Origin of the sequence: Pseudomonas nitroreducens TX1 (assembly GCF_000313755.1) — a bacterium.
Classification (GTDB): domain Bacteria; phylum Pseudomonadota; class Gammaproteobacteria; order Pseudomonadales; family Pseudomonadaceae; genus Pseudomonas; species Pseudomonas nitroreducens_A.
The window spans coordinates 76,498-88,576 of record NZ_AMZB01000104.1 but is presented as its reverse complement, the minus strand read 5'-3'; the positions used below and the strand labels follow the sequence as shown (position 1 = coordinate 88,576).

Here is a 12,079-nt window from a genome sequence, read left to right as displayed (position 1 = left end):
CCAACCAGCAGGTGGCGCAGAACACCACCGATATCACCAACCTCGATGGCCGCGTAACCAACATCGAAGGCAGCGTGACCAACATCGTCAATGGCGGTGGCATCAAGTACTTCCACACCAGCTCCAACAAGGTGGACTCGGTCGCCAGCGGCGCTGATTCCATTGCCGTGGGTGGTGGTGCGGTCGCGTCTGGTGCCGGGGCCCTGGCCATGGGTGACAACGCCCAGGCGGCCGGCAAGGGCAACGTGGTGCTGGGCCAGAATGCCAGCGACACGACCGCTGATGGTCAAGGTACCCGTGGCGCCGAAGCACCGTATGTCGGCAAGTACTCCGGGGCGAACAACGACAATGTCGTGGGCACCGTCTCCGTGGGCAATGCGGCTACCGGCGAAACCCGCACCATCAGCAACGTGGCCGATGGCGTGCAGGCCAACGATGCAGTCAACGTTCGCCAGTTGGACGGTGCGGTGGCCCAGGCCAACTCCTATACCGACAGCAAGGTCCAGGATGCGGTTGGCCAGGTCGACAATTCGGTTACCGAGATCAAGTCCCGTGTGACCAATTCCGAAACCAACATCACCAACCTGCAGAACGGCACCGACGGCATGATCCAGGTGAACAACACCTCGAACCTGCCCAAGCCCAAGGCTACCGGTACGGACTCCATGGCGGCTGGCGCCGGCGCGGAATCCTCCGGCGCCAACAGCGTGGCCATGGGCACCAATGCCAAGGCCAAGGGCAAGAACTCGGTGGCCATTGGCGCCAACTCGGCGGCCGAGCGTGACAACAGCGTGGCAGTGGGCAGCGCTGGCAACGAGCGGCAGATCACCAGCGTCGCCGCTGGTACCGAGCGCACCGATGCGGTCAACCTGGGTCAGGTGAGTGATGCACTGAGCGATTTCGCCAGCCAGTCTGATTCGCGCTACAACGCTCTGCGCAAGGACCTGCACGAACAGGACGACCGCTTGAGCGCCGGTATCGCGGGTGCCATCGCCATCGCCAGTCTGCCTCAGCCGATGGTCAACGGCGGCAGCACCACGTCGGTGGGTATCGGTAACTTCAATGGCCAGTCGGCGGTGTCGGTGGGTGTCTCGCACACCACCAACGACGGCAAGTGGACCGCCAAGATCGGGGGCAGCGTCGATACGCAGAACTCGTTCTCTATCGGTGCAGGTGTCGGCTACAACTGGTAACACCCGGGCGGGCACACCATCGCAAGGTGGTGTGCCTGAATTGTCCTGAAAAAGCCCCGCCGTCGGTTTCGACGGCGGGGCTTTTTGCTTCGGATAATGACAATCAGGCGGGACTCTGCATTGCGTCAGGGTGAACGAGACGCCTTGGCGCGTTGCGCGCTGTACAGTCGTGCGGATTCGCTCAACGGGCGTTGCGCCGTGAATTCCTGGATCAATTGGTACAGGCGCATGATGAAGCCACATTCGTAGGCCTTGCGTGGCAGACCTTCGGCAACCTGGTTGCGGCCGTAGATCAGCACGTTCCAGGGTGGGCCACTCTCGCTGTCGGTCAGGCTGCGCTCGGCGGCCAACATGCCCAGGCGCAACTCTTCGATGTTCTTGCGTTGGTGCGGTCCGAGTATCAGTTCGCGGCAGTAGGGCGTCGCGGCGATCGACGTTCGGGTGATGCGTTGTCCGAGGCGAGCCTGCCAATAGGCCTGCTGCAGATGTTCGCGCAGTTGATCGATCCGTTCCGTCAGTGCCAGAGGCATGGGATGGGGCTGCATTTCGATCAACTGGTGCAGGCTGTGTAACGCCAGTTCATATTGCTCGTGGGCCAGATCCTTAATGGGGTTCATGCTGGCTGCCTCCCCCTGTGGCTGACGGTGTCGGCATTGGCTGTTCACCGGTGGGGCAGGTGTGCACGTTGAGTGAGGGCGGGGCCGACGTCCCGCCTCTGAGGGGGAGGGCGCGATGAAGGTGCAGCGGGTGGCGCACGAGAATGAAAGGGGGGTAATGCATTTGCTTTGCTCCTTTTCCATTGAAGGAGCCGCCACCCATCGTTGCGACGCGATATAGGGCGGCGGACCGTGCGAGGGTCGCAATCCGGTGGAAAAGGAGCAGTCACCGGCAAGGCACAGGCCTTCCCCGCACGGTCCGCCATGGACACGCCGAAGCCGCCGACAGGACAGGCAAGCCGGTGATCGGTGTGGTGGCGCTACGTGCGCTCCTGAATTCCAATCGGGTTGCGACACCCGGCCAGGGATCAACCATGGCGAGCGGAATCTAGCGATGGCGCACGTAGGACTACAAGGGTAAGAGAGTGTAGGAAAAATCGCATTCTTCCTTCAAGCAGAAGGCTGCGAATGATGTGGAAAGCACGAAGATGCTCTGGAAAATGTTCTCGGAGAGGTTGTTTCGCCAGGTTCTTTCGTACGTAGTCCGACTGATATAGAGGACGAAGGACGGGATTCTTGTTGCTGTTCTGATCGCCGCCCAACGACGTCGCCTCCAAACCGCCCGGCGTAACCTTGTTGAGGCCAGGTCATTGCTCAGGCGGGGGACACGTGGGCAGGAGGGCGCTCGCAATCCCATCGTGGGTTTCACGATGCTCTACCCGGTGTACGGGCTGCGTTCGCGGGCCGTGGCAGGCCTGGCGCCGGCCCAGTGAGTAGGCTGAACGCTACCTGGCGCCGGCGGCCTGGTGCGCGCGAGCGGCTCGCAGGATGCGTTGCGGCGGTGCCTTCAGGCATGCGGCTGCCGGGACTCGGCTGTGTTGCTCATCAAGCGTTGCAGTTGCACCAGGGCCCTGTCGTAGTCGAAGCCCTCGGTGGCTTCGGTTATTTCGCGCAGCAATCCGGCTCGGGGCGAATCCGCGAAGGCGCTGCTCAGCCGGGCAATCAGTTCGCCAGCGCTGGTGTCGCTGCGTTCCAGCAAGCCGTGCAGCTGCTGCAGGAGGGCGGTGGTCTGCGCTGCCGTCATGGCGAGCGCAGGCGGCTCTGTGGGCGGCGCTACGGCGAGATTCGCCAGGCTCGCCAGCACCGTCTCCAACTGCGCCTGCACATCCCGCAACAGACGCGAGGTGAGTTGTTCCGGGGAAGATTCCAGGCAGGCGTCTTCCAGTGCCATGGCGGCCTGTGCCAGCGCCAGGGCGCCGATGTTTGCGGCAGCACCGCGCAGCGTGTGGGCGGCGCGGCGACGGGCGGTCGGGTCGGCCGCCGAGTCGAGGGTGCGGAACTCGTCGATGAAGTCCCGGTAGCGGGTGCCAAAGCGCTGCAGCAGTCGTTCGTAGAGTGCGGTCTTGCCGGCGCAGGTGGCCAGCCCGGCGCGGCAGTCGATACCCGGCAGGTCCAAAGGGCTGGCGGGCGATGCGGTCGGCGCCGGCGGGCTCGCAGTGTCCGACGATTGCCGCGGCTCGATCCAGCGCGACAACGTGAGGAACATCGCGGGCGGGTCGATGGGCTTGGCGATGTGGTCGTTCATGCCCGCGGCCAGTGCCAGTTCACGGTCGCCAGCCATGTTGTTGGCGGTCATGGCGATGATCGGCAGTTGCGCCAGTTCCGGGCGCAGGCGCAACGCCCGGGTCGCCGCGTAACCGTCGAGCACGGGCATCTGGCAGTCCATCAGTACGCAATCGAAACGCCTGTCGATGGCCAGCCGGTCCAGCGCTTCCTGGCCGTTGCGGGCCAGTGTGACCGCGATGCCGGCATCGCCCAGCAGCTCCACCGCCAGCTCCTGGTTCAGCTCGTTGTCTTCCACCAGCAACACCCGGCTGCCGGCGATGCGGGCCATGGCCTCGTCGGTGGCGCTCTGGCGTTCGCGGCTACGCGGCTCGACGGCGCTCAGCTTGCCCAGGGCAATGTTGATCGACTCCAGCAGGGTGGAGGGCGTCACCGGTTTGGTCAGCACCGTGCCCAGTTCGACGCCGCGCTGCTGGGCGGCATCCAGCGCCTCTTCGCGTCCGAAGGCGGTAACCATGATTACCGCCGGAACGTCCTTGCAGTGGCCGTCGTGGAGCCGCGCGACTACCTCGATGCCGTTCATGCCCGGCATCTGCCAATCCACCAGCACCAACTGGTACGGCAACTGCCGCTGTTCGGCCTCGCTGATCCATTCAAGGGCTTGGTCGCCATTGCGCGCAACATCGACTTCCAGCCCGTAGCTCAGCGCCATGCCCGAGAGAATCTCGCGGGCCGAGGCGTTGTCGTCGACCACCAGGGCCCGCACCCCAAGCAGTTCGTCCGCCCGTAGCATGCGTCGGGGGGCAGCGGTGAGGGGAATGCCGAACCGAGCATGGAAATGGAAGACGGAGCCCTTGCCCGGTTCGCTGTCCACCCAGATATTTCCGCCCATAAGCTCCACCAGGCTCTTGGAGATCGACAGCCCCAGCCCCGTGCCGCCATAGCGGCGAGAGGTGGAGGAGTCGGCCTGGATGAATGACTGGAACATGCGTCCGCACTGCTCGGCGGTCATGCCGATGCCGGTGTCGCGCAGCCAGAAGTGCAGCTCCGCTTCCTGAGCGCCGAGCGTCACCGGCTCGATACCGAGAACGATGTCCCCGTGCTCGGTGAACTTCACCGCGTTGTTGCCCAGGTTCAGCAGGATCTGTCCCAGGCGCAGCGGGTCGCCGACCAGCGAGGTCGGTAGTTCCTGATGGAGCTGGAACAACAGCTCCAGGGACTTCTCCTCGGCCTTGAAGCCGACCAGCGCGGAGAACTGTTCGAGCACGTCTTCGAGGCGGAATTCGACGTGCTCCACACTCATCATCCCAGCCTCAATCTTCGAGAAGTCGAGTATGTCGTTGATGATGCCGAGCAGCCCCTCGGCTGAGCGATTCACCTTCTGCACGTAGTTGTGCTGGCGGGCATCAAGGCCGCTCTTCAGGGCGAGGCTGCTCATGCCGATGATGACGTTCATCGGCGTGCGGATCTCGTGGCTCATGTTGGCGAGGAACTCGCTCTTGGCGCGGGTCGCTTCCTCGGCCAGCTCCTTGGCGCGGCGCATTTCCTGCTCGACCAGCTTGCGCTCGGTGATGTCGTACAGCCAGGCAAGCATGGCGGGCTCGCCCTGGTGGGACATCGGCAGGTAGGTGGCGAGAATGTCGCGCACGTTGCCCTGGCTGTCATACAGGCGAACCTCGCGCTCGAGCATTCGAGCGCCGGCTGCCAGCTCGTTCCAGATGGTTTCGCGCTCCGTCTCGTCGACGTACAGCCCGGCAGCCTCGTCGCCGGCGCTGAGGCCGAAGCTGGTGGCGAACGCCGGATTGACCAGGTGCAGGTGACCGTGCGTGGAGATGGCGACGCTGACCGGACTGCAGTCGAGGATGTATTGCAGTTGCCTTTCACTTTCCAGCAGGGCGGTGGCCTGGCATTCCATCTGTTCGGCCTGCGTGCGGGTTTCCTTGAGCAGTTGTTCGGTGCGGGATGTGCGTTCGAGGATTTCCAGGTTCATCGCCAGCAGCGGTACGAACTCGTCGAGCAGGGCACGCTGGCTCGGGCTGAAATCCTGCAGGCTCTCCAGCGCCAGCACGCCGACCAGGCGGTCGCCATGGATCAGCGGCTGCAGGTCGAGCACCCGCGGTGGAGAGCATTCGCCTTCCACCTGGCGTTCGGGCTGGAGCAGGTGGATGGCCGCACGCTGTTTCGCGCATTGACCGATCAGCCCCTGGCCGATGGGCAGTCGCGCCGGTGAGTCCGGGCCCGGCGCGTAGTTGCCCAGCAACACCAGCTCGGCGCTCTTCTCATCGTGGACATGCAGGGTGGCGCGTCGCAGTGCCAAGGGCGGGGCGAGCGTCTCCAGGGTGCGGTCGCCCAGCTTGCTGGATCCAGCGACGGATTGCATGGCGGTGCTGAGTACTGCCACCTGCGTTTTTACCCAGCGCTGGTCCGCCATCTGGCGTGCTTCGGATTGCAGCGCGGTGATCGCGCGGGCCATCTCGCCGATTTCATTGGGGTAATCCTGGAAAGGCACCATCACGTCCAGCTCGCCCTTGCTCAGGGTATCGACCGAGTGCCTGAGTTTCTCGGCGGGGCGGCGAATGGACAGGCTGATGAGGATTCCGAAGAGGAACCCGCCGCCTACGCACAGCGCCAGCAGCCAGAAGGTCAGCTCGACACTGCGCAGAAAGTGCTCGGCAGCGCGATTGACCTCCAGGTCCGCCCCCGCGCGCTTGATTTGTCCCACCTCGGAGAGGGCCAGGTTGGCGACCTCGCCAGGGCGTTGAAGCTCAGTGGAGGACAACAGGGCAATCGCCGCCAGGTCCGAGGAGCGGCCCGCACTGGCGGGTTGATCGTTGAGTTGCAGCACCCGGTCGATCTGCCCCTGGTACTCCTCGTAGGCGACCTCGAAACGTATCAGCTCCTGCTGCGCGCGGGTGCGGTAGATGAGCGGGCGCGCCTGTTCGATCTCCTCGCGTAGAATCGCCTGGGTTTCCTTGAGCTGCGCCAACGCCTGTTCCCTGGCACCGGGCTCCGCCGCGAGGACCGCCTGGCGAACGCTCCTGCCGAGGCTGGCCAGCGCGACCCGGGCGGCATCGATATGGGCGAGGCCGAGCATCTCCTTTTCGTAGATCTGGGTGATCCGCCGCGTCTGCTCTCGCTGGACGTACAGGCTGTACAAGCCGATGAGCAGGGCAAACAGCAGAATGCCGCCAAACCCGAGCACCAACCGGGTCCTGAGCTTCAGTCGCTGTAGAAAGCCGAGCGGGGTCACCATCAAGCGGCCTCCAAACCTGCCTTGCTGCAGTGAGAGGTTTACGCCGTTCGGCCCGGCATGACGTCGGCGTCCACTGCTGCTTCCTTGTCAGCGAACTGCTCGGCAATGCGACGGAACTCGTCCTGCAAGGTGAGGAAGGCGTCCACCACGTCCGGATCGAAATGCAGGCCGCGCTGGCCGCGAATGTGCTCGACGGCGGCCTCGTGGGGCATGGCGTTCTTGTAGATACGCCGGCTGATCAGCGCGTCGTAGACATCGGCCACCGCCATCAGCCTCGCCGACACCGGTATTGCATCGCCCGTCAGGCCCAGCGGATAGCCCGAGCCGTCCCACTTCTCGTGGTGACCGTAAGCGATCTGCTTGGCCAGGCGCAGGAAGGGCACGTCCATGCCCAGGCGCTCTTCGGCCTTCTCCAGGGCGTCGAGCCCGAGCGTGGTGTGCGTCTTCATGACTTCGAATTCATCGGTGGTGAGCCGGCCTGGCTTGAGCAGGATATGGTCCGGGATACCGACCTTGCCGATGTCGTGCAGCGGGGCGGACTTGAACAGCAGTTGCCGGGTTTCCTCGTCAAGCTCGGCGGTGAAGCGAGGGTGCTGCTGCAGGTTGTCGGCGAGCGCGCGGACATAGTGCTGGGTCCGGCGAATATGGTTGCCGGTCTCGTTGTCGCGGGTTTCGGCCAGGGACGCCATGGCGATGATGGTGACGTCCTGTATGGCAGCCAGCTCGCGGGTGCGGCGCTGCACTTCCTGTTCGAGGAAGTCGTTCTGGTCGCGCAGGAAGTCGGCGGCGGCCTTGATGCGCAATTGGTTGTCCACACGCATCAGCACGGTCGGCGGGTTGATCGGCTTGGTCAGGTAGTCCACCGCGCCCAGCTCCAGGCCGCGAATCTCGTCGTCGGCCGCGCCCTGGGCGGTGACGAAGATCACCGGAATATGGCGCGTACGGGCCTCGCCGCGCAGGCGCCGGCAGACCTCGAAACCATTCATGCCGGGCATCATCACGTCCAGCAGGATGAGGTCCGGCGGATCGTCGGACTGGGCGATCTGCAACGCCTTTTCGCCCGTGCGTGCGGCCTTGACGCGGTACAGCAGCTTGAGCAGCTCCGAGAGGAGCGTCAGGTTTTCTGGAGCGTCGTCGACGATCAGGATCGTCGGACGGGTAACGGGACCAGGCGCATTCATTGACCATCCTCCGCTGAAAGGGGCGCGCCAGGCACTTCCTTCCCGCGCGCCGGGATCAGTATAGACCGCGCCAGGCGTGGCCCTCGGGCCGGTCGGGGCTCCGCCTGGCAGGTGAATCAGCTGTTGTGTTCCACCTCGACGAAGTGCCGTGTGCCGGCCTCGCCGTCATCGATGTAGTAGTTAATTGGTTGTTCTTCTGCCGGCGGCATGGCCAATGGCCTTTTATTTTGGGGGCAATTGGATAGAGGGTTTTACGTGAAGTTGCAAGGAGGGCGGATTGTTAGGTGCGGATTTGTAACAAGATAATATGGAGATATTTCCCACGGGTGCCATGGTTATTTCCATAGGGCATTTGGCTTTCGGGCGGTACCAATAAAATTCCAGAACCCTAACATGTTCGTGGGAGTGGCCACTTCCGCTCAATTAAGGATTGATAAAAGGAATTCATGATGAACAAGATTAAATTCGCTGCATTGCCGCTTGTGCTCGCCCTGGGCGCAGGTTTTACCACGGTGGCATCGGCCGATTGTTCAGCAAAACGCGCTTCTATCGAAAACCAGATCCAGCAAGCACAGAAGTATGGTAACGCCAACCAACTTGCTGGCCTGAAAAGAGCGCTCAGTGAAGTGAATGCTCACTGCACCGATGCCAGCGTTGCCAAGGACGCCGAGAAGAAGGTCTCCAAGCTCGAGAGCAAGCTGCGCGACAAGCAGGACGACGTTCGCGAAGTACAGGCTGACCTCCGTGAGGCCCAGGCCAAGGGCGACGCCAAGAAAGTCGCCAAGTACCAGAGCAAGCTGCAAGAGAAACAGGCTGAAGTGAAGGAAATCACCGCTGAGCTGCGTCAGGCCCAGGCGGAGTTGGCCGCACTGCGCGGTTAATCAGCCCTGCAATATAGAAGAAGGCGCTTCGGCGCCTTTTTCTTGCCTTGGACTTTGATGTGAAGTTGCTGGTGAATGAATTACTTCACGCGGTTATCGTTATTCTTTGTTTCATGCTTGGCCAGTTCGTGCTGGGGCGACGTGAAATCGATCCATGTGATGGTTAATGATACTTACAAGGGGCGTCTGGATATTGAGCTCGATAATGACCTGGATATCTGTGTTTCAATGGGTTTGTTGCAGCAGCTGAAGGTCAGACAGACAACCGCCAAAAGTTCAGAGTTGACCGAGGACGGCTGCCTGACGGCGTCGGCGTTGCAGCGGCGCAACATAAGGAAGTCCTACGATGAGAGTACGCAGTTATTGAGGATAATGCTGCCAGGTTCGCAGGTGGACGATGGGAATAATGAACCTGATACGCGCCGCTGGGACAACGGGGTCACCGCGGGGTTCATTGACTACCGCCTCAACTACGCCCGTTATGGCGGCAGCCAATACGCCGACGCGGATCGGCAGGCAAGTCTGTATGCCGACTTGAACACGGGGTTCAACCTGGACGCCTGGCGCATTCGCTATGAGCCAGTCTATCAGCAGGAAACCTGGGGCAAGGCGCAGTGGTACACCGAACGGGCGTTGGCGTACCGGGACATTCCCGACTGGCGCAGCCAGCTCTCGGTCGGCGACGGTGCGACGGCATCGACGCTGTTCAACAGTATCCGCTTTCGGGGTGCCAGCCTGGCTTCGGACGAGCGCATGCTGCCGAACAGGTTGCGCGGCACGTTCCCCTGGATCAGGGGGTACGCGCACAGCAATGCCGAAGTGAAGGTTCGCCAGAACGGCGAGGTGATCTATCAGACCTTCGTTTCACCGGGATCCTTTGTGCTCAAGGATGTCTACCCCCCCGATCCCAGCGGCGACATTGAAACCACGATCAAGGAAAGCGACGGCACCGAGAGCGTGCGCAGGGTGCCTTATTCGGTCATGCCGAACCTGGTGCACGACCGCCAATGGAAGTACGACGTGACGGCGGGGAAGGTTCGTCCTTACCACGGCATCGAGCAGGTGGAGCCGACCTTCTACCGGATCGGCGTGGGGTATGGCCTGCCGAGCAATCTCACGCTCTTTGGCGGCTTCCTGGCGGCGGACATCTACCGCAGCGCTGCGCTGGGCATTGGCAGGAGTTTGGGGGAGTGGGGCACGCTATCCGTGGACTACAGCCTCTCCAGCGCCGAGGACCCGCGACGAACCGAGAATGATCGTGGCGGCATGGCACGGCTGCGCTATGCCAAGGCATTCCCGGCCCTGGAATCCTCCCTGAATGTGCTGGCGCAGTATTACCCCGACCAGCGCTATCGCACCTTCGGCCAGACGGTGTCGCAACAGCAGACCTACTGGTGGGACTGGGAGGAGGGTGTCTTCGTCGGAGAGTTCGATGCAGAGAAGAAGTACCGACTGGAGGCCAGCTACAACCAGTACTTCTCGGAATCGGACAGCCTCTACCTGACGGTAGTGCGCGAGGCGATGCGAGGAAAGGACAAGGGTGAGACGTCCCTCGAGTTCGGTTACAGCGCAACCTGGGGTGACGTGGATGTTTCGCTTTATGCCGAATACACAGACAGCCTGTTCAACCAGGCACAGAGCCAGGTCGGCGTCTCCTTCAGCATTCCCCTGGGGGCGGTGGGCGTGCCGCGGATGAAGTTCAATCTCGACGAGACACTGGCACATAACGACTCCGGCAGCCGTCGCGCAGGCGTCAGCGGGACCCTGTTTTCCGACTTCAGCCTCAGCTATGACGCCAGTGCCAGCCAGAACCAGCGCTCAGGGGAGGGCCAGGACGTGAGCCTGGATTACCAATACAACGCTGGAGAACTGCGCGTCGGTTACTCGCGGGGTGACGGGTATCGCATGCAGACCGGTGAGCTTTCCGGGAGCGTCGTGGCGCATTCGGGCGGTATCACCCTGGGCCAGAGCCTGGGGGAGACAATGGCGATCGTCAACGTGGCGGACTCCCCAGGTATCGGGGTCGACAACCAGTACGGAGTCACCACCGACCGCTGGGGCAACGCCATCGTCACCACCCTCACGCCTTATCGTCCCAATCGGCTGACGCTGGGTACCTTCAGCCTGCCGGACGCTACGCACCTGGCCGAATCAGAGGCTGAAGTGGTGCCCACCGCCGGCGCCATCGTGTTCACTCGGTTTCCGGCGGCCCGTCGCGGCGACGGCATGCTGGCGACTACTGCGCCGGAAGTTGCGCGCCCGGCGGCGCCAGCTCCGCAGGCGTTGCCGCTGCCCGCAACCGACGGCTCTGCGGATAGCTCTGCGCGCACATCGATGGCCCAGTCGGATGCGGTGAAGGGCGACCTGGTATTCACTCGCTTTCCATCCCACCCCGTCAATGCCGCGACGGCCACCCGGCGCTTCTCCAGCTCGCGCTGAACAGCGCCATCAGTGCTCGGGGGTGGGGCGACGCAGCAGGTAGGTGTCCATGATCCAGCCGTTCGCCTCGCGGGCTGCCTGTCGGGTGCGCTGGATATCGTCGCCCACCTCGGTGAGCCGCCCACTGCGCAGGACCTCGTCCGGCGTGCCGACGTAGGCGCCCCAGTAGATTTCCAGCGCCGGGTCGTCCAGCTGGCGGTAGGTGTCCTCGGCGTCGAGCATCACCACGACGCTCTCGGCGTTATCCGGAAAACCTTCAGCCAGACGCCGACCGGTGGTGATCAGTACCGACTGGCCGATGGCGTTCAGCGGCACCCGATGGCGCGCGGCGAGGGCCTGCACGCTGGTGATGCCAGGGATCACCTGATGATCGAAGCTCACCCGGCCCTCGCGCAGGATGGCGTCGAGGATGCGCAGGGTGCTGTCGTAGAGCGACGGGTCGCCCCAGACGAGGAACGCGCCGCACTGGCCGTCCTGCAGTTCGTCGGCGATCAGGCGTTCGACCACCTGCTGCTTGGCCTGGTTGAGGTCACGCACCTGCCCGGCGTAGTCGCCTTTGCGGACGCGTTCGGGGCTGTCGGCCTCAACGATGCGGTAATCGTTACGGGTAACGTAGCGCTCGAGAATGTCCCGGCGCAGCTGGAGCAGCTTGTCCTTGCTCGCGCCCTTGTCCATGAGGAAGAACACATCCGCGCGGTTCATCGCGTTGATCGCCTGCACGGTGAGGTACTCGGGGTCGCCAGCGCCGATGCCAATGATGAGCAGTTGCTTCATGTCTGGTCCTGCATCCGGTTCGTTGGGCTTCAAGACTACGCCTGTGCGGCGACATGCTCATCTGCCGGATCGATGCGCCGTTGCGGGAGATTGGTCCGCTGCGGGCTGAGACCGATCGCGGACGGCGTCCGCTCCTACG

General features: G+C 63.2%; 7 protein-coding genes. 3 read left to right on the top strand and 4 right to left on the bottom strand.

Annotation, left to right across the window (positions count from 1 at the left end):
* On the top strand, positions 1 to 1,193 hold a 1,193-nt coding region (locus tag C167_RS0111730), incomplete at its 5' end, for a YadA family autotransporter adhesin (RefSeq protein ID WP_017518472.1).
* A 125-nt stretch (positions 1,194 to 1,318) separates the two neighbouring features.
* Here C167_RS0111730 and C167_RS0111725 read toward each other — a convergent pair.
* From C167_RS0111725 to C167_RS0111715, 3 genes are all read right to left on the bottom strand, one after another.
* Positions 1,319 to 1,810 carry a LasR-specific antiactivator QslA gene (locus C167_RS0111725; RefSeq protein WP_017518471.1) on the bottom strand — a complete coding sequence of 164 codons (492 nt, stop codon included), beginning with the start codon at positions 1,808 to 1,810 and terminating at the stop codon, positions 1,319 to 1,321.
* An 886-nt stretch (positions 1,811 to 2,696) separates the two neighbouring features.
* Positions 2,697 to 6,665, bottom strand: a complete 3,969-nt coding sequence (locus tag C167_RS32470; protein ID WP_051167961.1) for a response regulator — start codon at positions 6,663 to 6,665, stop codon at positions 2,697 to 2,699.
* Positions 6,666 to 6,703: 38 nt separating this feature from the next.
* Positions 6,704 to 7,846 (bottom strand): HD-GYP domain-containing protein, encoded by a 1,143-nt coding sequence (locus C167_RS0111715; RefSeq protein ID WP_017518469.1) that lies wholly within the window; start codon positions 7,844 to 7,846, stop codon positions 6,704 to 6,706.
* Positions 7,847 to 8,295: 449 nt separating this feature from the next.
* Between C167_RS0111715 and C167_RS0111705 the strand changes: the two genes are divergently transcribed.
* Both C167_RS0111705 and C167_RS0111700 read left to right on the top strand, forming a co-directional pair.
* Positions 8,296 to 8,727: a DUF1090 domain-containing protein gene (locus tag C167_RS0111705; RefSeq protein WP_017518467.1), complete on the top strand. Its 432-nt coding sequence runs from the start codon at positions 8,296 to 8,298 to the stop codon at positions 8,725 to 8,727.
* Between the two features lie 75 nt (positions 8,728 to 8,802).
* Positions 8,803 to 11,166 carry a fimbria/pilus outer membrane usher protein gene (locus C167_RS0111700; protein WP_100227268.1) on the top strand — a complete coding sequence of 788 codons (2,364 nt, stop codon included), beginning with the start codon at positions 8,803 to 8,805 and terminating at the stop codon, positions 11,164 to 11,166.
* A 9-nt stretch (positions 11,167 to 11,175) separates the two neighbouring features.
* On the opposite strand, the gene cobF is transcribed toward C167_RS0111700, so the two are convergent.
* The gene (gene cobF / locus C167_RS0111695; RefSeq protein ID WP_017518465.1) at positions 11,176 to 11,940 is read right to left on the bottom strand and encodes a precorrin-6A synthase (deacetylating); all 765 of its coding nucleotides are present in this window, start codon (positions 11,938 to 11,940) and stop codon (positions 11,176 to 11,178) included.
* Positions 11,941 to 12,079 lie beyond the last annotated feature (139 nt).

Excerpts from the sequence above, each read along its gene's own strand:
- cobF (WP_017518465.1), bottom strand. The coding sequence starts at position 11,940 with ATGAAGCAACTGCTCATCATTGGCATCGGCGCTGGCGACCCCGAGTAC.
- C167_RS0111705 (WP_017518467.1), top strand. The coding sequence starts at position 8,296 with ATGAACAAGATTAAATTCGCTGCATTGCCGCTTGTGCTCGCCCTGGGC.
- C167_RS0111715 (WP_017518469.1), bottom strand. The coding sequence starts at position 7,846 with ATGAATGCGCCTGGTCCCGTTACCCGTCCGACGATCCTGATCGTCGAC.
- C167_RS0111725 (WP_017518471.1), bottom strand. The coding sequence starts at position 1,810 with ATGAACCCCATTAAGGATCTGGCCCACGAGCAATATGAACTGGCGTTA.
- C167_RS32470 (WP_051167961.1), bottom strand. The coding sequence starts at position 6,665 with ATGGTGACCCCGCTCGGCTTTCTACAGCGACTGAAGCTCAGGACCCGG.
- C167_RS0111700 (WP_100227268.1), top strand. The coding sequence starts at position 8,803 with ATGAATTACTTCACGCGGTTATCGTTATTCTTTGTTTCATGCTTGGCC.